This window comes from Peribacillus sp. NPDC097225, from assembly GCF_044761955.1.
In the GTDB taxonomy this organism is placed as follows: Bacteria; Bacillota; Bacilli; order Bacillales; family DSM-1321; genus Peribacillus.
In genome coordinates, this window is sequence record NZ_JBIWDJ010000003.1 from 232235 (window position 1) to 255686 (window position 23452).

Annotated in this window: 25 protein-coding genes; 20 read left to right on the top strand and 5 right to left on the bottom strand. The window is 42.6% G+C overall.

Going from position 1 to position 23452, the window contains the following annotated elements:
• Positions 1-26: 26 nt before the first annotated feature.
• The 4 genes from ACIQXH_RS11235 to ACIQXH_RS11250 all read left to right on the top strand — a co-directional run bounded on the left by ACIQXH_RS11235 (position 27) and on the right by ACIQXH_RS11250 (position 2962).
• Positions 27-1166 (top strand): DUF445 domain-containing protein, encoded by a 1140-nt coding sequence (locus ACIQXH_RS11235; protein ID WP_402867680.1) that lies wholly within the window; start codon positions 27-29, stop codon positions 1164-1166.
• A 75-nt stretch (positions 1167-1241) separates the two neighbouring features.
• The gene (locus tag ACIQXH_RS11240) at positions 1242-1595 is read left to right on the top strand and encodes a YlbF/YmcA family competence regulator (protein WP_402867681.1); all 354 of its coding nucleotides are present in this window, start codon (positions 1242-1244) and stop codon (positions 1593-1595) included.
• 129 nt (positions 1596-1724) lie between these two features.
• Positions 1725-2591, top strand: coding sequence for a Cof-type HAD-IIB family hydrolase (locus ACIQXH_RS11245; protein WP_402867682.1), 867 nt, complete (start codon positions 1725-1727; stop codon positions 2589-2591).
• 122 nt (positions 2592-2713) lie between these two features.
• Positions 2714-2962 (top strand): transcriptional regulator SplA domain-containing protein, encoded by a 249-nt coding sequence (locus tag ACIQXH_RS11250; protein WP_402867683.1) that lies wholly within the window; start codon positions 2714-2716, stop codon positions 2960-2962.
• Between the two features lie 47 nt (positions 2963-3009).
• Here ACIQXH_RS11250 and ACIQXH_RS11255 read toward each other — a convergent pair whose 3' ends face one another.
• The 3 genes from ACIQXH_RS11255 to ACIQXH_RS11265 form a co-directional block, all read right to left on the bottom strand.
• Positions 3010-3468, bottom strand: a complete 459-nt coding sequence (locus tag ACIQXH_RS11255) for a DinB family protein (protein WP_402955670.1) — start codon at positions 3466-3468, stop codon at positions 3010-3012.
• A gap of 255 nt (positions 3469-3723) precedes the next feature.
• Complete coding sequence (gene asnB, locus ACIQXH_RS11260; protein ID WP_403123529.1) at positions 3724-5628, bottom strand: asparagine synthase (glutamine-hydrolyzing); 1905 nt, start codon at positions 5626-5628, stop codon at positions 3724-3726.
• 419 nt (positions 5629-6047) lie between these two features.
• Positions 6048-6503 carry a DinB family protein gene (locus tag ACIQXH_RS11265; RefSeq protein WP_403123532.1) on the bottom strand — a complete coding sequence of 152 codons (456 nt, stop codon included), beginning with the start codon at positions 6501-6503 and terminating at the stop codon, positions 6048-6050.
• Between the two features lie 235 nt (positions 6504-6738).
• Between ACIQXH_RS11265 and ACIQXH_RS11270 the strand changes: the two genes are divergently transcribed.
• The 10 genes from ACIQXH_RS11270 to ACIQXH_RS11315 all read left to right on the top strand — a co-directional run bounded on the left by ACIQXH_RS11270 (position 6739) and on the right by ACIQXH_RS11315 (position 13451).
• On the top strand, positions 6739-7041 hold the full coding sequence (locus tag ACIQXH_RS11270; protein ID WP_402867687.1) for an urease subunit gamma: 303 nt from the start codon (positions 6739-6741) through the stop codon (positions 7039-7041).
• 12 nt (positions 7042-7053) lie between these two features.
• A complete protein-coding gene (locus tag ACIQXH_RS11275) occupies positions 7054-7377 on the top strand; it encodes an urease subunit beta (RefSeq protein ID WP_403123535.1) in 324 nt (107 codons plus the stop codon).
• Positions 7374-9083: an urease subunit alpha gene (gene ureC, locus ACIQXH_RS11280; RefSeq protein ID WP_402867689.1), complete on the top strand. Its 1710-nt coding sequence runs from the start codon at positions 7374-7376 to the stop codon at positions 9081-9083. The genes ACIQXH_RS11275 and ureC overlap by 4 nt, the downstream gene beginning before the upstream one ends.
• A gap of 10 nt (positions 9084-9093) precedes the next feature.
• Complete coding sequence (ureE, locus tag ACIQXH_RS11285) at positions 9094-9540, top strand: urease accessory protein UreE (protein WP_402867690.1); 447 nt, start codon at positions 9094-9096, stop codon at positions 9538-9540.
• On the top strand, positions 9533-10219 hold the full coding sequence (locus ACIQXH_RS11290; RefSeq protein WP_403123537.1) for an urease accessory protein UreF: 687 nt from the start codon (positions 9533-9535) through the stop codon (positions 10217-10219). The genes ureE and ACIQXH_RS11290 overlap by 8 nt, the downstream gene beginning before the upstream one ends.
• A gap of 49 nt (positions 10220-10268) precedes the next feature.
• The gene (ureG, locus tag ACIQXH_RS11295; protein ID WP_402867692.1) at positions 10269-10886 is read left to right on the top strand and encodes an urease accessory protein UreG; all 618 of its coding nucleotides are present in this window, start codon (positions 10269-10271) and stop codon (positions 10884-10886) included.
• Positions 10883-11698 (top strand): urease accessory protein UreD, encoded by an 816-nt coding sequence (locus ACIQXH_RS11300; protein ID WP_402867693.1) that lies wholly within the window; start codon positions 10883-10885, stop codon positions 11696-11698. The genes ureG and ACIQXH_RS11300 overlap by 4 nt, the downstream gene beginning before the upstream one ends.
• Positions 11699-11724: 26 nt before the next feature.
• Positions 11725-12369, top strand: coding sequence for a HoxN/HupN/NixA family nickel/cobalt transporter (locus ACIQXH_RS11305; protein WP_402867694.1), 645 nt, complete (start codon positions 11725-11727; stop codon positions 12367-12369).
• A 145-nt stretch (positions 12370-12514) separates the two neighbouring features.
• Positions 12515-12913, top strand: coding sequence for a hypothetical protein (locus ACIQXH_RS11310; protein WP_403123539.1), 399 nt, complete (start codon positions 12515-12517; stop codon positions 12911-12913).
• A 34-nt stretch (positions 12914-12947) separates the two neighbouring features.
• Positions 12948-13451 carry a DUF1648 domain-containing protein gene (locus ACIQXH_RS11315; RefSeq protein WP_402867696.1) on the top strand — a complete coding sequence of 168 codons (504 nt, stop codon included), beginning with the start codon at positions 12948-12950 and terminating at the stop codon, positions 13449-13451.
• Between the two features lie 43 nt (positions 13452-13494).
• On the opposite strand, the gene ACIQXH_RS11320 is transcribed toward ACIQXH_RS11315, so the two are convergent.
• Complete coding sequence (locus tag ACIQXH_RS11320) at positions 13495-14373, bottom strand: dimethylarginine dimethylaminohydrolase family protein (protein WP_402867697.1); 879 nt, start codon at positions 14371-14373, stop codon at positions 13495-13497.
• A 177-nt stretch (positions 14374-14550) separates the two neighbouring features.
• Between ACIQXH_RS11320 and ACIQXH_RS11325 the strand changes: the two genes are divergently transcribed.
• Positions 14551-16167 (top strand): long-chain fatty acid--CoA ligase, encoded by a 1617-nt coding sequence (locus ACIQXH_RS11325; RefSeq protein ID WP_402867698.1) that lies wholly within the window; start codon positions 14551-14553, stop codon positions 16165-16167.
• Between the two features lie 65 nt (positions 16168-16232).
• Complete coding sequence (locus tag ACIQXH_RS11330) at positions 16233-17024, top strand: enoyl-CoA hydratase (RefSeq protein ID WP_402868522.1); 792 nt, start codon at positions 16233-16235, stop codon at positions 17022-17024.
• Positions 17025-17117: 93 nt separating this feature from the next.
• Here the strand turns inward: ACIQXH_RS11330 and ACIQXH_RS11335 are convergent, their stop codons facing one another.
• Positions 17118-17306 carry a YhzD family protein gene (locus ACIQXH_RS11335; RefSeq protein WP_402867699.1) on the bottom strand — a complete coding sequence of 63 codons (189 nt, stop codon included), beginning with the start codon at positions 17304-17306 and terminating at the stop codon, positions 17118-17120.
• Positions 17307-17602: 296 nt separating this feature from the next.
• On the opposite strand from ACIQXH_RS11335, the gene cysK reads away from it, so the two are divergent.
• The 4 genes from cysK to ACIQXH_RS11355 all read left to right on the top strand — a co-directional run bounded on the left by cysK (position 17603) and on the right by ACIQXH_RS11355 (position 23409).
• Positions 17603-18526 carry a cysteine synthase A gene (gene cysK, locus ACIQXH_RS11340; protein ID WP_402867700.1) on the top strand — a complete coding sequence of 308 codons (924 nt, stop codon included), beginning with the start codon at positions 17603-17605 and terminating at the stop codon, positions 18524-18526.
• Between the two features lie 178 nt (positions 18527-18704).
• Positions 18705-19913: a metallophosphoesterase family protein gene (locus ACIQXH_RS11345; protein ID WP_403123807.1), complete on the top strand. Its 1209-nt coding sequence runs from the start codon at positions 18705-18707 to the stop codon at positions 19911-19913.
• Between the two features lie 25 nt (positions 19914-19938).
• Positions 19939-22935 (top strand): ATP-binding protein, encoded by a 2997-nt coding sequence (locus tag ACIQXH_RS11350; RefSeq protein ID WP_403123542.1) that lies wholly within the window; start codon positions 19939-19941, stop codon positions 22933-22935.
• 66 nt (positions 22936-23001) lie between these two features.
• Positions 23002-23409: a hypothetical protein gene (locus ACIQXH_RS11355; protein ID WP_403123810.1), complete on the top strand. Its 408-nt coding sequence runs from the start codon at positions 23002-23004 to the stop codon at positions 23407-23409.
• Positions 23410-23452 lie beyond the last annotated feature (43 nt).

Consider the following 23452-nt stretch of genomic DNA (forward strand, 5'->3'; position numbering starts at 1 on the left):
TCAAGCAATAAAAGGAGAAAAACATCATGGATGAGTTGTGGGTAAAAATACTGTTTATGGTCGTTGTCGGTGCAGTCATAGGAGGGTTCACCAATTTATTGGCAATCCGCATGCTGTTCAGACCCTATAAGCCCATATTTATTTTTGGAAAGCAGGTGCCGTTGACACCGGGTTTAATTCCGAAGCGGCAGGATGAGTTAGCCAAGCAGTTAGGGAAATTGGTCGTCGAACATTTAATCACACCCGAGAGCATTCAAAGTAAGGTTATCAATGATGCCTCTATAAAGAATATGAAGATTTTCGTACAGTCAGAAGTGAAGAAGGCGTTGTCCACGGAAAAAAGTACGGCACAACTGTTGGACCAATTGGGGATGAAGAATTCTTCCCTGACAATGGAACAGCGTTTACAGACATTCGTCCTTGGTAAATACGAAACATGGGCAGCGGAAAACCGAGGAAAGAGTCTACAAGACATCATTCCTTTGAATATCCAGCAAAAAGCGGTGAAATCAATCCCGGACATTTCGAAATATATCGTAACGAAGGGGAAAGAATACTTCAACAGTGCCGATGGCAAGGGACGACTCGAAGAAATGCTTGATGATTTTTTCAAAGAGCGAGGAAAAATGATTAACTTGATTCAAATGTTTATCGGAAATGAAAAGTTAATCGATAAGATTCAGCCTGAGATCATTAAATTCTTTGATCAATCCCGGACGGTCGACTTATTATCGGTCATGATGGAAAAAGAGTTGAGAAACCTTGAAAAGTGGGATATGGAGAAAGTGGAAGGATTAATTGGAAAAGACACGATCCGCACGCTGATTACAGAAAAAACGGGAGAATGGATTCCGGTCGCTTCCATCATGGAAAAACCGGTTCGTGAACTGACGGCTAGTTTTGCGGATACCATCGTCAACAAAGGCGTTCCGATTTTTGTTGAAAAAGCCGCGGACTATTTAATTGTCCATTTCCAGCCACTCTTCCAACGACTGCATTTGGATGATATCGTGGAGGAACAGGTATCTTCCTTTTCCGTTTCACGATTGGAGCAAATGGTTGTCTCCATCACTAAGAAGGAATTATCGATGATCACATATCTAGGTGCCCTGCTTGGTGGGATCATCGGTCTATTCCAAGGATTTGTGACCGTTTTATTAGGATGACGTGTAATTAGTAAAGGGATTTGTTATAGTGGGAAAGGTGTAGGAATACAATGATTACCGGGAGGGGAAAATTTTATGAGTAACGTGTATGATGCAGCATATGAAATGGAAAAAGCGATTCGATCAAGCAATGAATATGCAGACTTGCAACGGTTATATGATTTAGTCAATTCAGACCCAGCTACGAAAGGGATGTTCGAAAACTTCCGTAACTTGCAGATGACATTGCAACAAAAGCAAATGATGGGGCAGGAAATTGATCCCGAAGAAGTGGCACAAGCTCAAAAAACTGTGCAACTTGTTCAACAGAACCCAACGATTTCTCAATTGATGGAAGCGGAACAACGGATGAGCATGGTCATTGCCGACCTTAACAAAATCATCATGAAGCCACTAGAAGATTTATACGGACCAGCTGAACAGCAATAATACCAAAAAAACTCCTTTGCCTTATGGCGAAGGAGTTTTTTTGAAAAAGAAAGACAAACTAATCCTGTTCTACTCTACAAATTTTAGTCATAAATTTGAAAGAGGATATTACAGATGGGGGAGATCTACATGGTATATCGTCTATTAGCGGTTAACATTGATGGAACATTGCTTCAGTCCAATGGCCGTTTAAATAAATCGACCAAAGAGGCCATTGAGTATGTTCACGATAAGGGTGTCCATGTTGCACTTGTAACGTCAAGAAACTACCATTCTGCCAAAAAAGTGGCCAAAGCCCTAAAAATAAATCCAATGATTGTTGCCCAACACGGAGCTTTTGTCGGTGCATCCATCGAGAAACCCATCATGGTAAAAAGAATGTCAGAAGAATTGACCGTGGAACTCGTGCAAATGCTGGAGAAGACCAATTCCCAAATAATGCTCCATCATGAAAAGTACTCCCTTGGCAATCGAGTTAATCTCCCGGAAAACTTACTCGGTAAAACGGTCATGTATACGAATGACCAAAACATTTATGCCCAAAACTATGTGGATGACATAAGCGAAGAGCTTATGGATCATCCTATGTCCCCGACAAAAGTTGATATCATATTTACTGAGCAGAAAGATCAAGTGGAAATGCACAAACTGGTAAAAGACATGTTTCCGGAAGTTGAAGTGACTACAAATCCTGGGCACAGGCTGACAATCGTTCCGAGAGGTGTTTCAAAATGGAGTGGCGTTTTGTATTTAGCGGATCATTTAGGCGTGAAGCGGACCGAAATCGTATCGATTGGGGACGGACTGGATGATATAGAGATGATCGCGGGATCAGGTTTGGGTGTTGCCATGGGAAATGCGGACCCTGAAGTCAAAAAAGCTGCCAAATGGGTCACCCGCTCGAACGATGATGACGGGATTGCCTATATGTTGAAAGAGTTCTTCCGCAAGCAGCACCCGATTGGATTCTTACAGAAGATGAATATGCTCAAGTGAAAGATGCTGCTCCCTTCCATCATGGAGGGTTCTTTTTTTGTATGATCAGGTTTATCTTTCCAATAAATAATTTCGTTCATTATCCATAAACTAAGTAAATCCCTAAGGAAAGGAAGAATGTAATGGACGTTATTAATGCAAAAGAAGTACAAGTTGGCGATGAGGTGTTTGTCATTTATAATAATCCGCACGTTCCCTCAGTTTCAAACGTAAGGGCTGCAGAAATTGTGCAGCATCCGAAAGATCCTAATGCAGTCGCTTTATTCCTGAACGATACCTTTCATACGATTGAAGATGATGATGCATTATTTTCATCAGAAGCGGCTGCGGAACAAGCCTATAGTAATTTCATTAATGATCAATTGACATGAGAAAAGTAAGAAGCCCCCGCTTAGGATAGCGGGGGCTTCTGTTTATGTCATTTTGCAGCGTGAATCACACGTAGCATCGCATGAATTTGGCCCATATGGTAAGTTTCATGGAAGAGGGCAAGGTTCACCATTTCCCCATATGTTTCGAACCCTTTGAATGGTTCTTCGAGTTTTTCGGCCAAACGCTCTTCAGGAATGGCAAGAAGACGATCAAGCTGTTCTTTAAATTGCTCAATTAATACTTCAACAGAAGGGACTTCATCCGTCCAATCAGCAGGACTGGTTCCTTGAGCAAAGAATTCAGCGTAATTGGCGGGCAAGTTACCTGCTGCCGGATGGTCAAGCAAGAACTTTTCCGTTACAAATAATGTATGGCCAAGATGCCAGTGAATATTATTATTAAATCCTTCGGGTTGAATATCTGTCAGTTCAGGGGTAATCCGGTCGATGACCCTCTCGAAGAACTTACCTCTAATTAGGGAAAAACGTTTTTGTAATGGGTTCATGTTAGTAGCTCCTTCTAGTTGTCGCAATAAAAACGTCCACCGCCAACGACAATGGTACGCTTGTCAGCTTGTAATGAGATTTCAGTCTTTCTAATGATAATCTATTTATGAATTAAATCAAGTGATGCATTAGCGTGCTTTTCTTATTTCTGATAAAAGGTGGGGCGTATCGTGCATCAATATAAATGAAAATATCCCTATCAAGGCTCGGACGAAGCCTTGATAGGGATAGGTTGAATAGCTATGAATGAACGATTAAGTAAGTACAACTTGTTTTTTGTTTTCTTGTTTCTCACCTAAATCGTTAAAATCATAAGCATATTCTATATAAATTTGATGCCAAATCATAAATACAATGATGGTCCATAACTTCCTGCTATTATCCTTTTTGCCAGCGACATGTTCCTGCATCAAGTCAAAAATCGCTTTTTTATTTAAAAGATAATCTGTGGGGCTAGTACGAATCAAATTGTTGGCCCAATCATACATTTCATCCTTTAACCAATGGCGGATAGGCACAGGGAATCCTAATTTCTTCCGATTTAATACATGGTCAGGGACGATCCCCTCGGCTGCTTTACGAAGTATATATTTAGTCGTATTGTTTTTGATCTTTTGCTCTGAATGAATCTTTGTCGCGACATTAAACACTTCTTTATCCAAGAAAGGAACGCGTAGTTCAAGAGAGTGAGCCATCGTCATTTTGTCGGCCTTCAACAGAATGTCTCCTTGCAGCCAAGTAAGAATATCTAAATGCTGCATTTTCGTAACGGCATCATATGATCTGGATTGATTGTAAATGGGATCAGTCACGGTCGTATAGCCCAAGTTTGGTTTATATTCCGAAAGCAATGATTTCTTTTCACGTTCTTCAAATATTTTTGCATTACCGATGTACCTCTCTTGCAAAGGGGTGACACCACGTTCAATGAAGTTTTTCCCCTTCACTCCATCCGGTAAAATCCTACTCATCACTTTTAACAGGTGTTTGATCGGATTCGGGATATGGTTGAACATTTTCAATGATTGAGGTTCCCTATAGATATTATAACCACCGAAAAGCTCGTCCGCCCCTTCACCGGATAATACCACTTTTACATGTTTTCTGGCTTCACGAGCCACGAAATATAAAGGGACGGCCGCTGGGTCTGCCAGTGGGTCATCCATGTGCCAAATGATTTTAGGGAGTTCAGCAAGATATTCCTCAGGCGAAATGATATAGCTGATATTCTCTAGATTAAGGGCGTGGGCTGTTTCTTTCGCCACGTCGACTTCACTGAATCCATCCCGTTCAAAACCGACAGAGAACGTTTTTAGTTTGGGGTTGACCTCCTTGGCAAGGGAAACGATGATCGAAGAATCAATGCCTCCGGATAGGAACGATCCCACCGGTACATCACTTCGCATATGCACATTCACCGAATCTATTAAAACATCACGAATTTCCTTGGAAAGTTGTGTTTCGGATAGGTCCATCGGTTTGAAAGTCGGTGCCCAATATCGGCTTATATTCATCTTGCCACCTTGCTTTTTCGTGAAGCAATGGCCTGGCGCTAGTTTTTTAATTTGGCTTGTCATCGTATCGGGTTCAGGTACATATTGAAAGCTAAGATAGTGCTGTAAGGAGTCGGAATCTATCTTTCCTTCCATCGCTAGAAGAATACTCTTCTTTTCTGAAGCAAAATAAGTTAGTTCCTCTTGTTCTGAGTAAAAGAAGGGCTTGATGCCAAACTGATCTCTGGCCCCGAATATCGATTGCTCCACTTTATCCCAGATGACAAAAGCAAACATGCCTCTTAATTTGCTCACCATACGTTCCTTTTGGTCACTGAACAGGGCAATGATGACTTCTGTGTCCGATTCGGTAGTAAATTCATAACCTTTTTGGATTAGTTCTTCGCGTAATTCTATATAGTTATAGATTTCACCATTGAAGATGATCCAATACCGATCATTTTCATAAGAAAGGGGCTGGTGTCCACTTTCGATTCCTATGATACTGAGTCGTCTGAAACCAAAATTGACATACGCATCATTATAATAACCTTCATCATCCGGACCTCTATGTGTAATAAGCGTATTCATTTTATTTATTTGATCTTTCATGTCTATATTCATTTGATTGGGTTTTTGATGCATACAACCAACAAATCCACACATTTTGGGGGTCACCTACCTACTTAATAGTATTAATCTCTGATTCTCGTTTTTTTTTAGGAATGATCCATGACTGACAGTAGTTCATCTACATTACATTCGAGGGAAGAGGAGATTGAAGAAAATTGAAAATCCATACATTTTTATCCTGATATTAAATATTATTACAAACAATCTCATCATTATAATGGAAGAAATTACATTTTTCAACCGTTTCACCATTTTTTATACATCACGTGCTGGATAAATTTCGTTTTGGTGTATACTTTTGGCTCTTTATGTCTGGAATATGAAGGAAACGTAACGAGGAGTAAGTGGATGGTCGGAGGGAGTGGATCCATCGATTTGCTTTGATGACCATAACATAAAAAAGCCAGGCACCCGGATTTTCTGGAAAATCGGTGTGCCTGGCTTTTGAGTTATCAGTTAGAAGCTTGAACGAGAAGCTTCATCGCATGAATTTGTCCGATATGATTCGTTTCGTGTAAGACGATAAAGCTAATGAAGTCCTCCACTGTTTCCATCCCCTTGAATGGATTTTCCACTTTATCAGCATATTTTTCTTCTGGAATCGCAAGAAGGCGATCGAGTTGCTCCTCTAACTGTAGCTTCAGTGTATCAGTGGATGGGACATCCTCTGGCCAGTCAGCTGGCTTTGAACCATATCCGAATAGTTGTCCATAGTTGTCAGGTAGGTTACTGCCATTTGGAGAGTCCAATAAGAATTTTTCCGCTGCACTCAATACATGACCAAGGTGCCAATGGATCGTATTGTTGAATCCTGAAGGCTGGACATCCATAAACTCTGGCGATAATCCCTTGATTTCACTTAGTAAACTGCTCCGGGTGACTTTTAACTGGTTTTTTATGTAATTCAATTTATATTCCTCCACATCTTGTTAGAAAATTTCTTCTAAATAAAAGTATAACAAGGTTATGGATATTCACCAAGTTTGAGTGAAAGGGTTTTTACGTTTTTGATTTTTCTTCTTGAAATTGTCAGAAAATTATTTATAATGAGAATATGTTATAAAATCTTACATTTCTGTGTTATATATGTGGGTTGACTCGTTTGTAAATCAGTTCTTTTAGAATGATAGAAGGAGAGAAGTCATGCGTTTAACGGCAAGGGAACAGGAGAAATTAATGGTCGTGGTTGCAGCGGATTTAGCTAGAAGAAGAAAAGAGAGAGGAGTGAAATTGAATTATCCGGAGTCCATTGCCTTGATCACGTATGAAATCATGGAAGGGGCACGGGATGGACGCTCTGTTGCGGAGCTTATGCAATTTGGCCGGATGATTCTATCCAGTGAGGATGTAATGGAGGGGATCCCGGAGATGATCCACGATATTCAAGTGGAAGCGACGTTTCCGGATGGAACAAAGCTTGTGACGGTCCATAATCCAATTCAGTAAGGAGGCTGGGGCATGATACCAGGTGAATATATCTTGAAAAGAGATTCGATTGTGTGCAATGAAGGGAAGCTTGCGACAGGCATTTCTGTCATCAATCGGGGAGATCGACCGATTCAGATTGGCTCCCATTTTCATTTTTATGAAGTGAACAGCGGGTTGGAATTTACTCGTGAAGAAGCCTATGGGAAACGGTTGAACATTCCTGCGGGAACGGCGGTCCGCTTTGAACCAGGCGATGAAAAGGAAGTGGAGCTGATTCCTTTTGGCGGCAAAAGGGAAGTGTACGGATTAAGCAATCGAACGAACGGACCGCTTGATGTGGAGGGTGAAGGATGAGTCATGAAATGTCACGGAGGCAATATGCCGACATGTTCGGTCCGACGACCGGGGATTTAGTCAGACTGGCAGATACAGAGCTTTTCATAGAAATAGAAAAAGATTTCACTAGATATGGAGATGAAGTGAAGTTCGGCGGGGGAAAGGTCATACGTGATGGGATGGGACAGCATCCAACAGCTGAAAGGGAAGGGGTCATGGACCTTGTCTTCACGAATGCAATCATCGTCGATTATACGGGCATCTATAAAGCGGATATCGGGGTGAAGGATGGGCAGATTGCGGCAATCGGTAAAGCAGGAAATCCCCTATTGATGGATGGGGTGACCATGACGATTGGTGCGGCGACTGAAATCATCGCCGCCGAAGGAAAGATCGTGACCGCGGGAGGCATTGACGCACATATTCATTTCATTGCACCCCAGCAAATTGAGACGGCGTTATCGAGTGGAATCACGACGATGATTGGCGGAGGAACAGGACCGGCAACCGGAACGAATGCCACGACGTGTACACCGGGAGCCTGGAATATCCATAAAATGCTTGAGGCGGCTGAACATTTCCCCATGAATTTCGGGTTTTTGGGAAAAGGCAATGCCTCGGCAAAAGAACCACTCATCGAGCAGGTCAAGGCTGGGGCCATCGGGCTGAAATTGCATGAAGATTGGGGGACCACGGCAGCTGCCATCGATACAAGCTTGTCCGTTGCGGATGAATATGATGTCCAGGTAGCCATCCATTCCGATACCCTTAATGAAGGCGGCTTTGTCGAGGATACGATTGAAGCCATCAAGGGCCGTGTGATTCATACCTATCATACCGAGGGAGCGGGTGGCGGACATGCCCCGGACATTATTAAGGTGGCTAGTTATCCGAATATTTTGCCTTCTTCGACGAACCCGACACGCCCGTATACCATCAATACGCTGGAAGAGCATTTAGACATGTTGATGGTATGCCATCATTTGGATCCCTCCGTACCGGAGGATATCGCCTTTGCCGATTCCCGGATAAGGAAGGAAACGATAGCTGCTGAAGACATTCTCCATGATTTAGGCGTCTTCAGCATGATCAGTTCGGATTCTCAGGCAATGGGCCGGGTGGGAGAAGTCATCCTGCGGACATGGCAGACGGCGGATAAAATGAAAAAACAACGGGGAAAGATGATGGAGGAGAAAGGGGATGGCGATAATTTCCGTGTGAAGCGATATGTCGCCAAGTATACGATTAATCCAGCCATCACCCATGGAATCTCCGATGTCGTCGGATCATTGGAAGAAGGGAAATTTGCAGATTTGGTCGTGTGGGACCCGGCCTTTTTTGGAGTGAAACCGGATATGATCGTAAAAGGGGGCATGATTGCACACAGCATCATGGGAGACCCCAATGCCTCCATTCCGACCCCACAACCGGTTTTGTATCGTCCGATGTTTGCGAGTTTTGGGCAAGCCGTTTCTGGTACATCCATCACCTTTCTATCTAAGGCTGCTTATGAAGCGGGAATCCATAAGGAAATCGGGTTGAAGAAAATTGTGAAAACCGTCTCGAATATCCGGAATCTTACAAAGAAAGACATGAAGTTAAACGGGGAAACACCCGTCATCGAAGTGGATCCACAAACATATGAAGTGACGGTCGACGGTGATTTAATTACGTGTGAGCCGGCAGAAGACCTGCCAATGGCGCAGCGATACTTTTTATTCTGAGGTGAATAGCATGATTGTCGAAAAGGTGATAGGAAACGTTGAGTCCATTCAAAATAAACCAAAACATACGGAACGGGTTTTTCTAGAAAGCGATGCTTTAAGAAAAAGAATTCAACGTGTGAAAACGGATCATGGCAATGAGATTGGAATAAGGCTCAAGGAAAACAAAGAGTTAATGGATGGCGATATTTTGTATATGGATGAAAAGAATATGATCGTGGTTCAGACGATTGATGACGATATCTTAACCATCGCGCCTACATCCGTCGGGCAGATGGGCAATATCGCACATCAATTGGGGAATCGCCATTTGCCGGCACAATTTGAGGGGGATGAAATGCTGGTTCAATATGATTATCTGGTTGAAGAGCTGCTTGCAGAGCAAGGCATTCCCTTTCGCCGTGAGAAAAGAAAGGTAAAGCAGGCATTCCGTCATATCGGACATTCTCATGAATGAACGGTTGTTTCCGCTCATCCAGCTTTGTGATTCGAATTTTCCGTCCGGTTCGTTTTCCCACTCCTTTGGGATGGAGACCTATATACAGGAAGAGAAGATTCATGATGCGCACTCTTTCAAAGAATTTTTAAAGGTCTATATCTTGAAGTCCTTATCTTATACCGATGGCCTGGGTTGCCGTATCGCCTATGAACTCATCCTGGATCAAGATGAGGAAGGGATTTGGGATTTGGATGAAAAGCTATTTGCGAGCTGTTCTGCCAAAGAATCAAGGGAAGCCTCAAGAAGGATTGGGCAGCAGATGGCAAAGCTTTGTATGACACTGTACCCATCCGATATGTTGTCGATCTATCTAATCAAAATCAAAGAAAAGAAATGTTACGGTCATCCTGCGATCGTCTTTGCACTTGTTTGTACGGAACTTGGCATTTCCGTAGACATGGCCATCACAGCTTGCCTGTATGCGGCCGTTTCTTCCCTTATTCAAAATGCAGTCAGAGGAATCCCGTTAGGACAGACCGCTGGACAATCACTGTTGTTATGGACACATGGCATCATACAAACAGCGGTGGTAGTAATCAAGGAAATGACAGAGGATGAGCTTGGGAGGACGTTACCGGGTTTGGAAATCTCCCAAATGAGGCATGAGCAATTGCATGTAAGGCTATTTATGAGTTGAATAGAAAAGAGGTGACAGGTTTGCTCTTAGAAGGGACAAACCGATTATGATGAAGCAGGTTGTGAAAATTGGTGTAGGTGGCCCGGTTGGTGCCGGGAAAACGATGCTCGTCGAAAAGTTGACGAGGGCAATGGCAAATGATTTCAGCATGGCCGTCGTCACGAATGATATTTATACGAAGGAAGATGCTCTTTTTCTCATGAAAAACGGTGTGTTGCCTGAAAATCGAATCATCGGGGTGGAAACGGGAGGCTGTCCGCATACGGCGATTCGGGAAGATGCTTCGATGAACTTCGCGGCGATTGATGAATTGGAGGACCTTCATCCTGATCTTGATTTAATTTTCGTTGAAAGCGGCGGTGATAATTTAGCAGCCACATTTAGTCCGGAGCTCGTGGATTTTTCGATTTATATCATAGATGTGGCCCAAGGGGAGAAAATCCCGCGAAAAGGCGGACAAGGGATGATCAAATCGGATTTGTTCATCATTAATAAAACGGATTTGGCCCCTTACGTTGGAGCTAGTCTTGAAGTGATGGAACGCGATACATTGGCAACACGCGGAAATAAGCCCTTCTTTTTTACGAATTTAAAAGATGAAAAAGGATTAGAGGATGTGGTGAACTGGATTAAATCCGAGGCCTTTTTCATAGGGTTAGAGCAATGAATTGGACCGGTAGCATCCGCTTGACGTCAGTACTGAAAAAGGGGCGGACGATTGTGAAGGACAGTTATCATGAGGGAGCTTTCAAACTGTCCCGTCCTGTTTTTCTGGATGAAACTTCACCCACCTACTTTCTCATTCATGTCGGGGGTGGTTATGTCGGAGGTGATTGCTACCAACAGTTTTTCTGTTTAGAAGAAGGAGCACATTTGACGTTGACGACCCAGTCTGCGACAAAGGTATATAAAACTACGGGAGAACCGGCAAGGCAGGAGACTGAAATGGTATTAAGAAAGGGAAGCTTCCTCACCTATGTTCAGGACCCGTTGATTGCATATGAAGGTGCACGGTATATACAAGATACGACCATACATATGGATAAAGGGTCAGGGCTACTGCTCACGGATATCTTCACCCCGGGATGGTCCAAGAGTGGCAAGGATTTTACATACGATTGGATTCGTTCGAAAATGAATGTGTTTTATGATGGGAAAAGGCTGATTATGGATCATGTATTATTGCAACCATCCGATCAGATGGAATCCATTTTGTTATTGGAAGGATACAGCCATTTTGGTTCATTATTGTTCATACATGATGGGCTAAGTGAGGACATGATTACGCAATTAGAAGAATCGCTATCTGATTTCGGGCAAAAGGCAAGAATCGGTTTTTCGAGATTGCCTATACGAGGACTGATGGTAAGGGTATTGGCGAATCAAACTCAGTTAATCGAGAAAATATTCGCCGTTTCCGAGAATCTTTTACGGAGCCTTGCATTGCAGAAAGATGTTGTGTTTTACCGTAAATACTAACTTATTAATAGACGGGATTGAGTGGTATGGAAATGAGTTTATTGCTAGTTTTAGGAATCGGATTTTTATTAGGCATCAAGCATGCTCTTGAACCGGATCACGTGATCGCTGTTTCGACCATTGCCAGCCGAAGCAAGAAAATCTGGAGGTCGTCGCTCGCCGGGGTGTTTTGGGGAATTGGTCATACACTGACACTCCTGGTTTTCGGTGTCGTCCTGATCCTGTTGAAAGATGAGATACCGGAAGCTTGGGCAATGTCACTCGAGTTTCTTGTGGGAATCATGTTGGTGTATCTAGGAATGACCACGATTTTTTCCTGGAAGAATGCTCATGAACATGACCATTTTGAAAGAAATACCTACCTGAAATCGATGTTCATTGGGGTCGTCCATGGACTTGCCGGAAGTGCCGCGATGGTCCTTCTTACGATGGGCACGATAGACTTTGCCTGGCAGGGAGCTTTATATATCATTGTTTTTGGGGTGGGGACCTGTTTAGGCATGCTCTTGTTTACGACCATATTGAGCATTCCGTTTGTGACTAGCGCTTCCTCAAAAAAAACGAATCGCTCTCTCGTTCGGTTGACGGGTGTCGTCAGTACGGTTTTCGGAATTTATTATATGTATAACCTTGGTGTGAATGAACAGCTATTTACGATTTGGTTTGGTTGATTTACTCAAATATTCGAGTCGGAAACTTTCAGGCAATCAGCTTGGGGGTTTTTTCCTCTTTTAGCTTAAACAATCCTATTATTTTCCATAAGTTAACGAGTATAATGACTATATGGGAAAGTAGTTTGCATAGGGGGTGGAGGTAATGAAGTGGAGATTAATTTTATTTGCACTATGCCTAGTATCATTAACGTTTGCTTCGGGTTGTTCTGATAGGGAAGAACGTATTTCAATCCAAAAACGAATAGGAAAAGATACATATAGATTTGAAGCCTATAAAGAAAACATAAATATGAAAAAGACTGTAAAAACAAAAGAAATTTTGGAAAATGTGACGTGGAAGGAAAATCCCATGGAGAAAGATGACCGGAAAGCAGACTTCATCTTCTACTTTAATGATCGCAACTTTGGGGATGAAATCCCTGTTTACTTTGTGTGGTTGGGTTCCGGTGAACATGCGCTGGAAGTTACGAAAGATGATCAAAACAAGTATGTGCAATTAAACGAAGAAGACTCTGCTGTCATCTTGGACTTACTACAATAACCGATTCTTACTATAAGAAATGGGGGAGGAAAACATGAAAAGTAAACATCCGGTTTTACATTTTCCCAAGACGGGCGTTGAGAAAATGATGGATATCGTTTCACTTCTCTTCATCGTAATCAACCTGGTTTATTTAATCAGTGTATGGAACACATTACCCGCCGAAGTCCCGATTCACTTTAATGGAAAAGGAGAAGTGGATGGATGGGGAGGAAGAGCGTTGATTTGGCTCCTTCCTACCATCAGCCTTTTTTTATGGGTTGGCTTGACGTTGTTGGAGAGGGTCCCGCACCTTTTTAATTACCCAATCGAAATAACCGAAAAAAATGCTGCATTTCAATATAGAAATGCTCGAATGATGAGTTTGTTTTTGAAGGTGGAGATCATCCTCTTTTTCCTGTATACGAGTTGGGAATCGGTTCATGTGGCGATGGGGAAGGAAGAAGGCCTCGGAACATTAGCTCTGTCCATTTTCCTGATCTTGCTTTTAGGTTCCGTCGCTTTCTTTGTAACCCAATCGGTCCGTAATGCAAAATAAACCGGGTCTGCCTTGATGAAGACCCGGTTTAAACACCCTGTTTTTAACGGAGTTCAGTGACCTTACTTTTTGAACGTAAAAGTGGCATCGTACAGCAGCGGAAAGAGCCACCGGATTTGATGATTTCACTTATATCGACTTCAATTACTTCATATCCCCGTTCTCGAAGCTGATTGTTGACCTTTTTATTGCAAGGAAGACTGAACAATTTCTTATTTCCGATGGAAAGAACATTCGTGCCCATTGTGAATTGTTCATCTCCGTTCACTTCGATCAGATCGTAACGTGAACCTAAAAAGTCTAGTTCCTTCTTGGTAAGGGCATCAGGGAAAACGAGAGCCTCGGTCGGTGAAAGAATATTGAATATGCAGTCCAAGTGGAGATACTTTTCAACGAAAGGAACCGGTATGACCTCGTATTCGGGTAATAGGCCTTGTAGTTCCTTAATGGCCTTCTCATTGGTTCTATCGCTAATTCCTATATATACCGTTTTTCCATCAAGAATAACATCACCACCCTCAATATTCCCTTTACTTACATTGAAATAACGGATTTCATTTAATTCAAGCCACAGTTTCAATAATAGTTCTTCTCCTGAACGTATCGCATTTGCCATTTCGGCAACATAAACGGTATTACCTATGGTAAAGCCGATATCCCTTGTGAAGACCTGTTCTGGATATGTAGATTGGGGTGGTAGTTTTATGACGTCTACTCCTTCATTCCTAAGTGCCGTCACAAAATTTGCATGCTGTTTCATCGCTAGTATCCTATCTATGTTTTCCTCTTTAAATTCTTTTTGAGTTTCATTGATGACTTCGCGTATTTCCATATACCTTGGTTCACAGACGATTACCTGAGAAAGGATAGAGTATTCACTTGTACAGGAAGCATCGAGTTCCTCATTAAGATTGTTAGCCATGGATTAACTCCTCTACATATCATTTATCTATACTTTACCTCTATTTTCTATAAAAAAAACAAAATAGAAGTCGATTTATAAAATAAAATGTAAAATCCTGATCAATTGAAAAAGGATTATTTTTGATGTGGTCGAATATATAAATGGAAGCGTTTTCTATATAAGGAGGAGATTGTTATGATGGACACTCCATTGATTATGACGCAAATCATTGAGAGAGCTGAAAAGTATTTTCCGAAAAAAGAAGTGGTCTCCCGTACGGACGGCGGAGTCCATACATTTACGTATGCAGAAACTGCCCAGCGGACAAGAAGGCTCACAAGCGTCTTCGAAAAAATGGGCATCAAGACCGGTGACAAAATTGGAACACTGGCATGGAATCATCACCGACACCTGGAAGCTTACTTTGCCATCCCTTGTCATGGAGCGGTCCTCCATACAATCAATATGCGTCTATCTCCTCAGCATATTTCTTATATCGTCAATAGTGCGGAAGATCGCCTTTTACTTATAGATCCAGATGTGATTCCATTACTGGAAATGATCAAGGATGAGCTGACTACGGTTGAGGGATACATCATCATGACCGATGAAGAGGTGCTTCCTGAGACTACTTTATCACCCGTCTATCATTATGAAACATTATTGGCTGAAGGAAATCCAGCACAGCCATTCATTAAGGATTTGGATGAAAACGCTCCAGCAGGTTTGTGTTACACATCGGCCACAACAGGGAACCCAAAAGGAGTCCTTTATTCACATAGAGGGATTTTATTGCACGCGATTGCATTGGGCCTGGCTGATTCGGCGGCAATAAGCGAGCGGGATGTAGCGCTTCCGGTCGTGCCGATGTTTCATGTAAATGCGTGGGGCATGCCATTTGCAAGTGTTTGGTTCGGAACGAAGATGGTCTTGCCGGGACCGAACTTCACACCGAAAATTTTGGCGGAGCTCATTGAAACCCAGAAGGTCACAATTGCGGCCGGCGTTCCGACAATCTGGCTTGGGCTGTTGAAGGAGCTTGAGACGGGAAATCATGACACAAGTAGTATGCGCACCATTTTATGCGGTGGGTCGGCTGCCCCGAAAAGCATGATCAGGACATTCGAGCAAAAATACAATATCCCATTCCTTCATGCCTATGGAATGACTGAAACAAGCCCGCTTGTATTCGTTGCGAAACCGAAGAGCTACCAGGATGACCTGCCTGAGGAAGAACTTTATGACCTGAAGGCCAAACAGGGACTTGTCGCGCCCATGATTGAAATTAAAGTCGTAGGCCAAGATGGTGAAGTGAAGCCCGATGGAAAAGAGATGGGTGAGTTACTTATAAGAGGACCTTGGATTGCCGATGAGTATTTTAAGGATGAACGATCAGAGGAAACCTTTAAAGATGGCTGGCTCTATACCGGTGATGTCGTCACAATCGATGACGAAGGGTTTGTCAAAATTGTCGATCGGACGAAGGACTTAATCAAAAGTGGAGGCGAATGGATTTCCTCGGTTGATATAGAAAACACCTTAATGGCCCATGAAGGGGTTTTCGAAGCAGCTGTCGTTGCCATGCCGCACGAAAAATGGCAGGAACGGCCAGTCGCCTGTGTCGTTTTAAAAGACGGGTACAAAGACCAAGTGACGCAGGAAGACATCCTTGAATTTTTAAAACCACAGTTTGCGAAATGGTGGCTACCGGATGAAATCATTTTTATGGATGAAATCCCAAAAACGGGTGTAGGAAAGTTCTTGAAAAGGGCGCTTCGTGAACAGCTTAAGGATACATACCTGCAAAGTTGAACGCTAAGAGAACCATGGATAGGAAAAAAATGAAGGAATGAAAAAGAGGAGGAAAATTAGTGAATATTGAATCGACTTCATCTACAGGTACTGTTTTAGTTACATGCACGGAGAGAACGGCGACGGTCACTTTGAATCGCCCGGAGTCCATGAATGCAATAAATCCAGCCATGCTAAACGACTTTATTTATGCCCTTAAGGAAGTGGGCGAGAATGAAGATATTGACGTCGTCATTTTAAAAGGGAATGGAAAGGCATTCTCTTCAGGTGGAGATATCAAGATGATGCTTGGATCCGATGAGGAAAATGGTTTTGATAGCCTCATGGATGGAATAAGTGAATTGGTTACAACCTTATATTTCATGCCTAAATTGACCATCAGTGAGATCCACGGTGCAGTGGCAGGTCTTGGCTTAAGCATTGCCCTTGCAACGGATTACCTCATTGCGGACTCACAAAGCAAGGTGGCCATGAACTTTATTGGTATCGGACTGATCCCAGATGGCGGAGGACACTTCTTCCTTGAACGCCGTCTTGGTGAAGTGGGGGCGAAGGAATTGATTTGGGAAGGAAAAGTCCTTACCGCCCATGAGGCAAAAGAAAAAGGCCTCATTCATGAAGTGGTGGAAGGGTCCTTGGAACAGGCGGTCGAGAAAAAAGTGCAGATCTGGCTGAAAAGTCCGGTACAGGCGATGATTAAAACGAAAAAGATCCTCAGTGAAAAAAATCGTCCCTTGTTAATAAAAATGCTTGAAATTGAAAAAGCGGCCCAAATGAAAATGCGTCAAACAGAAGATCATAAAGAGGGAATCCGTGCTTTTGTCGAGAAAAGGAAACCCGTTTTTATCGGGAAATGAAATCAGAGAGACCGTCAGGATGACGGTCTCTCTATTTTTATCCCATTCTTAGATTATCCAAAATATAAAAAAGCGCTTCCATTCTTCAACCGTTTAACGATGAAAGAGTAATAGTGCCCCTGCAGGTGATGTGCAGCGGTGCGTTTGATCTTGATAATTTTTTTCATTTAGAATTTTTTGACCGATTTCTTTTGCCTGTTGATCAGTTTCAGCGGTGAATGCTTCGTCTAAAAGCTTTTCCCCTGTCGGTTCAAAAACGGTTAATTTATATACTTTACTCATGTTAAAACTCCCCTTTTCTCATCAATGACCGTTCAATCATTTTTCTGTATAGCATATAACCTGTTAATGAAAATTTTATCATTTTATGTCATTTTTGACTATTATTATATAAGGACGTGGAATCTTTCCCGAGAAGGCAAGTAAATGTACCAATTTATGTGAATATCTTGGGTAACTAAATTAATCCTATAGAATATGAAGTATTTCCTTTACTAAACAAAAATTTATAAATGATATAATAATGAAGAAGTAAGTAAATGATGAATGTGAATGAGTTGAAAGGGGATTTTTAAGAAATGACTGTAAGAATCGTAAATAATGTTACTGAATTGATTGGGGATACACCAGTCGTAAAACTTAATCGTTTAACCGCGGAAGGCGATGCGGATGTATATGTCAAACTGGAATATTTCAATCCAAGCCGAAGTGTAAAAGACCGGGCAGCCTTTAATTTGATCCGTCAGGCTGAGCTGGACGGGCTAATCCAACCTGGGGCAACGATCATCGAGCCGACTTCAGGGAATACGGGGATTGGTCTTGCCATGAATGCTGCTGCCAAAGGCTACCGCGCGATCATGGTCATGCCGGATAATATGTCAAAAGAGAGAATCAATATACTGAAAGCCTATGGAGCGGAAGTGGTCCTTACTCCAGCGGCAGACCGGATGCCAGGTGCGATTCGAAAAGCGGAGGAGCTAGCCGCAGAGATTCCTAATAGCTTTATCCCACAGCAATTTGAAAACAAGGCTAATCCAGATATTCACCGGGTTACGACTGCAGTCGAGATATTGGGCCAAATGGATCGGAATCTCGATGTGTTTATCGCAACTGCTGGTACAGGTGGAACAATTACAGGAACAGGTGAAGCTTTGAAAGAAGCGCTGCCTGAGCTAAAGGTTGTTGTCGTCGAGCCTCAAGGCTCACCTGTTCTTTCAGGAGGGAAGCCAGGTCCTCATAAGCTTGTCGGAACAAGCCCAGGTTTTGTTCCAAGCATTTTAAATACGGATGTCTTCGATGAAATCCTTCAAGCAACGGATGAAAATGCCATATCGACAATGAAGGACATGGCTGCGAAGGAAGGTATTTTAATTGGGCCTTCAGGTGGGGCCGCTGTCTGGGGTGCCCTTCAGGAAGCACGCCGCCTTGGAAAAGGAAAACGCGTACTGTGTATTGCACCGGATAATGGCGAGCGATATTTAAGCATGGATATCTTCAAATAAAAACAAAGACCGAATGCAGTGCATCTAAAAAGTGCCTGCGATTCGGTCTTTTTATTTATAAAATGGTCTATACTGTTTTCACCTAAACTAACTGGAATCATTCCTGTTATTAATATGGGAAAGTATGTTCTGGATATGATAAAATAAAAGTAAATAAATGTTAGGGGACGAGGTGGTTATGGTGAGTGCCGTTACGTTCATTCATGCGGCAGATCTTCATTTGGACAGCCCTTTTTCAGGATTGAGGGATTTGCCGGCATCCATATTAAAAGACATCAGGGAAAGTCCATTTAAGTCTTTTCAAAGAATTGTGAAGAATGCGATCTGTCGTCATGTCGACTTCATGGTGATATCAGGTGATTTGTTTGATGGGGAAAATCGGAATCTTCGGACACAGGTCCGTTTTCGGAGTGAAATGGAAAGACTTCAGCAACATGGGATTCCGGTTTTCATCGTTCATGGGAACCATGATCACCTTAGTGGCTCTTGGATTAAAGTGGACTTTCCTGAAAATGTGCATATTTTTTCAGACGAAATGGAAGTCAAGCGGTTTGAAAAGATGGACGGAACAACAGTCCATTTATATGGCTTCAGTTATCCACGGCGGCATGTAACGGAACGAATGATAGAATCGTATGTAAAATCAGAAGCTGCCGATTATCATATCGGCCTTCTTCACGGGAATTTAGAAGGAAATTCGGATCATGGAAACTATGCTCCCTTTTCATTGAATGAGCTTACTGAAAAGGACTTTGATTATTGGGCATTAGGTCATATACATAAGCGCCAGGTCGTTTCAGAATATCCACTTGTCATCTATCCGGGAAATATACAAGGGAGGAATCGGAAGGAGTTGGGTGTAAAGGGCTGTGTGTTGGTCGAAATGGACGGAGAAGAAAAAAGGCACTCCTTTATCGAAACATCCGAACTGATATGGGAAAGTGTACTCTTTAAAGTCCCGGCAACCGCTGGCTTTGATGATCTTTATAAGCAGTGCAAGGAGATGATCGGGCAAATACGTTCGGATGATAAGGGTTATCTCATAGACATCCAGCTGGATGTCGAGGATCCTTTTGTCTTCTCACGTGAATTACTAGAAGATTTAACCCGGCTTTTACAGGAAGAGGAAGAGCAGGAGCAATCATTCGTGTGGGTACATAAGATCACCCTTCAGCCATCTTCCTTACGTAAAGCGGGAAAAAGGCTGACACCTTTTACAAATGAAATAGCCAAATTGACTGCTGATTTTGCCGATATAGAAAAGGTCCTAGCGCCACTTTACAAACAGGCTGCATCAAGGAGATTTCTCGATGCCTTGAGTCAGGAAGAGGAGCAAGAGCTCATGAATGAGGCTGAAAGATGGCTGTTGCAGGTATTTGAATCATAATGGTCAATTGAAGGAGGAAACCGATTTGAAAATTAAAGACCTCCATGTTTATGGCTATGGGAAACTGGAAAACCAGAGGTTCTTAGAAATGGGGCAGCTGCAGGTCTTCTTTGGGGAGAATGAGTCAGGTAAATCCACAATCATGTCATTCATACACAGTCTTTTATTTGGTTTTCCGACAAAGGTTCAAAATGTTCGGCGATATGAGCCTAAACTTCATGCCAAGTATGGCGGGAGACTCACGCTTATTACAAAAAAAGATGGTGAAGTCATCATTGAACGGGTGAAGGGGAAGGCAACGGGAGATGTGAAAATCACATTCCAGGATGGGAGAACCGGAGGCGAAGAAGAGCTCAATGAAATTCTTCATGGCATGGATAAAAACTATTATCAGTCCATCTTTTCTTTTGACCTTCAGGGGTTACAAGGCTTGTCAGCCCTTAGTGAAGGGGACATGAGTAAATATTTACTTTCGGCAGGCCTGATAGGGAATGATCGGTTGCTGGAGGCGGAAACGAAGCTACAGAAGGAGATGGATCTCCGGTTCAAACCTTCCGGGCAGAAACCACTATTAAACGTGAAAATAAAAGAGCTTAAAGAATTGGAGAAACAAGTCAAAGCTGCCGAAGTGGAACAACAGTCTTATACTGTTTTGTGCCAAGATGAAATCGAGCTGAAAAGCCAACTGGCCAGCTGTCTGGAACAAATCCAAGAGATGGAGAGAAAACTTGTTGAATCGAGTTCTTTTTTACGAATTAAGCCATTATTCGAGGAACGCCGGGAAATTGAAGCAAGATTGAATGACATTGGGGACATGAAACTTCCTTCGGATGGTTTGAGGCGGTTAGAGCAGCTGCAAGCCGTTGAAGTTCCATTAAATGCTCAACTGGCGGCCTTGAATGAGAAGGTGCTTAAAATCGAAAGGGACCTTATGCAAAATGAAAGTGGTTCGTTCCTTAGAAAGCATAAAGAAAAGGTCGAATTTGCCATCGAACAAGGGGCGATGCTGGATAAGCTAGAGCTGGAAATAAGGAAAGTAGAACATGAAATTCAGGCTGAAGCAAAAAAAATCGAAAGGATTAAGCAGGATTTATTTTGGGATGCTGCTGATCAACATATCAGTAAGCTTGATACCAGTACGTTCATGAAAGAAAAAATAAAGAGAGCGGAAAGGGAAAAGCATCATTTGCACCAAAGTGAAAATCTGCTTGATGAAAAATATAGTCGGCAAAAAGTGGGTCTGGACACGACGGAAGCACGGATGAAGGAGTTAAAGTCAAAGCTTATGCCTTCGGAAAAAAGAAACGAGTTGGAAGCCATCGTCAACAAACGACAGGATTCCAACTTTGACGAAGTGAAAAGGCAATTTCTTGATGAGCAAATTTCAGAGCTGGAGGGCCAACTAGACTCCCGGAAGAAGCGACAGGATCATCATAAGCGCTTCCACTTACTAACTGGCGGATTGATTGTCCTCATATGTGTGATTGCGATAGGAAGCTTCGTCAAAGGCCAGAGCCTAGGCGGATTTATTTTACTGAGTGCAGCCATTGTATTGGCTGTTTCTCGGTTCCTTTCCAAAGGTGACGATAGTTTGGTTGGACAGTCTGCGCAACTTGAGCAAGCGAAAAGGAAACGAGCAGCGTTGGATCGGGTCGATAAATCTCAAAGGGACATGAGTTCAGGGGCTATGAAGCAGCTCATCAACCAAGATGATGACTTTCAAAAACAGCTGGACCATGAAAGGTTTAAATATAAAGAACGGGAGGATGCCTTCGAATCCACCATCCAGGAATATGCCGCATGGGAGGAGAGAAAGGTACAGCTACTAGAAACCGTGAATGCCATCATGACTTCTTGGGGCTTCCCGCATCCAGGTTCGGACGTCAATCTAGAGTCTACCTTTGACGAGTTGGTGAAGTGGAAGGCAGCAGTTGAAAGAAAGAATGAATATATCGAGACCCATCGCTTATTAAAAGCCGATTTCCATAGTATATCGGATGCGTTATTTGATTATGCCTTACAGATTGGCAAAGAGCCATCCACATGGAAGGATGCCATCCTAACGTTGAAAAAGGAAGTTCACCTCATGGCGGATCAAACAGCCAAGTTGATGCAATGTCAGCAGGTACTCAGAGATTTAATGAGTGAAAAAGAAAGCCTGATGCTGGAAAAAGACTATCTTGAAAAGGAGAAGGCTAAGCTATTTACGAAAGCTAAGGTGGATAGTGAAGAAGCATATCGTGAAAAAGCCATTTTGGCCGATGAAAGAATCATGCTGCAAAAGCAATGGGAGTTACTCAACATTCAATTGGAGCAAGCGGATATGCAACCGGAGCGAATCCAAAGATTTTCCGAACAAGGAATCAACGTGTATTCGGTTGAAAACTTGGAACAAAGACGGAAGGATCTAGTAAAGGAAAAAACAGTTTTACTGGAGAACCAAGCTGATACTCGATATAAGATCAAACAGTTGGAGGCAAATGGCGTTTATGAGGAGTTGCTGCATCGTTTCCATGAAGCAAAAGCCGCTTTTAACGAGGAAGCAAAGGAATGGGCAAAATTGGCATTGGCTAAAGGCTTATTAAATAAAACCCTGGACCGATATAAAAGGGAACGGCTTCCAAAGGTCATCGCGGAAGCGGAGCGACATTTAGTTTTTCTAACGAATGGTCGCTACCAAAGAATCATCCTGGAGCCAAAAGGTGAAGGGTTACGTGTAGAGCGGAGCGATGGGTTGAATTTCGAGGCCGAGGAAGTCAGCCGGGGAACGGCTGAGCAGATTTATGTGTCCTTAAGGCTAGCACTTGCCGATCATACTTTTGCGGAAGATCCTTTTCCCCTTATCATCGATGACAGTTTTGTTAATTTTGATGGGAAGAGGACAAAACGGATGCTTGAGCTGTTGAATAAGGTATCCCAAAGGCGTCAAGTTTTATTTTTTACGTGTCATGATCATAATTTGCACCATTTCGAGGGAAATGACGTGATTCATCTGTCCAAGCAAGTTTTGACTCCAAAATGATCATATTTTATCCTCCCCGACATAAAATGAAAAAAACTATAATAAAGAGAGTGAACGAATTTGGACATGCATGATTTTTTGAATCGATATGATGCTTCGCTACAGTTACTCATCGAGGAAGAATTTCCTGACAGACGGTGTGTTGGAGGGAAGTATTCGGTTTCGAATCATACCATCACGTTATATAAAAAAGATATCGAAATCCAGTTGAAACGTTTACTCGGTTCCCTCGAAAGGCTTGAGGAATATGTATGGATCATCTTTGCCCATGAGATGGGCCATGCATTGGACCCGGACCTTTCCATGTTGAGCATGGAATTGGTTGGTCCAAGTAAACGGGAAACGCTCTATCAAATAGAACTCAATGCCTGGAACATTGCAGGTGAATTGATTCCGTTCATCGATCAAGGCTTATTTAGTAGAGTTAGGGATGAGTCGCTGAGCTATTGTACAAAAGACGTACTTGTTGGTTGAAAACCCTCCGGAATTGGAGGGTTTTTTGTTTTCACATCGACTC

Excerpts from the sequence above, each read along its gene's own strand:
- ACIQXH_RS11235 (WP_402867680.1), top strand. The coding sequence starts at position 27 with ATGGATGAGTTGTGGGTAAAAATACTGTTTATGGTCGTTGTCGGTGCA.
- ACIQXH_RS11240 (WP_402867681.1), top strand. The coding sequence starts at position 1,242 with ATGAGTAACGTGTATGATGCAGCATATGAAATGGAAAAAGCGATTCGA.
- ACIQXH_RS11245 (WP_402867682.1), top strand. The coding sequence starts at position 1,725 with ATGGTATATCGTCTATTAGCGGTTAACATTGATGGAACATTGCTTCAG.
- ACIQXH_RS11250 (WP_402867683.1), top strand. The coding sequence starts at position 2,714 with ATGGACGTTATTAATGCAAAAGAAGTACAAGTTGGCGATGAGGTGTTT.
- ACIQXH_RS11255 (WP_402955670.1), bottom strand. The coding sequence starts at position 3,468 with ATGAACCCATTACAAAAACGTTTTTCCCTAATTAGAGGTAAGTTCTTC.
- asnB (WP_403123529.1), bottom strand. The coding sequence starts at position 5,628 with ATGTGTGGATTTGTTGGTTGTATGCATCAAAAACCCAATCAAATGAAT.
- ACIQXH_RS11270 (WP_402867687.1), top strand. The coding sequence starts at position 6,739 with ATGCGTTTAACGGCAAGGGAACAGGAGAAATTAATGGTCGTGGTTGCA.
- ACIQXH_RS11275 (WP_403123535.1), top strand. The coding sequence starts at position 7,054 with ATGATACCAGGTGAATATATCTTGAAAAGAGATTCGATTGTGTGCAAT.
- ureC (WP_402867689.1), top strand. The coding sequence starts at position 7,374 with ATGAGTCATGAAATGTCACGGAGGCAATATGCCGACATGTTCGGTCCG.
- ureE (WP_402867690.1), top strand. The coding sequence starts at position 9,094 with ATGATTGTCGAAAAGGTGATAGGAAACGTTGAGTCCATTCAAAATAAA.
- ACIQXH_RS11290 (WP_403123537.1), top strand. The coding sequence starts at position 9,533 with ATGAATGAACGGTTGTTTCCGCTCATCCAGCTTTGTGATTCGAATTTT.
- ureG (WP_402867692.1), top strand. The coding sequence starts at position 10,269 with ATGAAGCAGGTTGTGAAAATTGGTGTAGGTGGCCCGGTTGGTGCCGGG.
- ACIQXH_RS11300 (WP_402867693.1), top strand. The coding sequence starts at position 10,883 with ATGAATTGGACCGGTAGCATCCGCTTGACGTCAGTACTGAAAAAGGGG.
- ACIQXH_RS11305 (WP_402867694.1), top strand. The coding sequence starts at position 11,725 with ATGGAAATGAGTTTATTGCTAGTTTTAGGAATCGGATTTTTATTAGGC.
- ACIQXH_RS11310 (WP_403123539.1), top strand. The coding sequence starts at position 12,515 with ATGAAGTGGAGATTAATTTTATTTGCACTATGCCTAGTATCATTAACG.
- ACIQXH_RS11315 (WP_402867696.1), top strand. The coding sequence starts at position 12,948 with ATGAAAAGTAAACATCCGGTTTTACATTTTCCCAAGACGGGCGTTGAG.
- ACIQXH_RS11320 (WP_402867697.1), bottom strand. The coding sequence starts at position 14,373 with ATGGCTAACAATCTTAATGAGGAACTCGATGCTTCCTGTACAAGTGAA.
- ACIQXH_RS11325 (WP_402867698.1), top strand. The coding sequence starts at position 14,551 with ATGATGGACACTCCATTGATTATGACGCAAATCATTGAGAGAGCTGAA.
- ACIQXH_RS11335 (WP_402867699.1), bottom strand. The coding sequence starts at position 17,306 with ATGAGTAAAGTATATAAATTAACCGTTTTTGAACCGACAGGGGAAAAG.
- cysK (WP_402867700.1), top strand. The coding sequence starts at position 17,603 with ATGACTGTAAGAATCGTAAATAATGTTACTGAATTGATTGGGGATACA.
- ACIQXH_RS11345 (WP_403123807.1), top strand. The coding sequence starts at position 18,705 with ATGGTGAGTGCCGTTACGTTCATTCATGCGGCAGATCTTCATTTGGAC.
- ACIQXH_RS11355 (WP_403123810.1), top strand. The coding sequence starts at position 23,002 with ATGCATGATTTTTTGAATCGATATGATGCTTCGCTACAGTTACTCATC.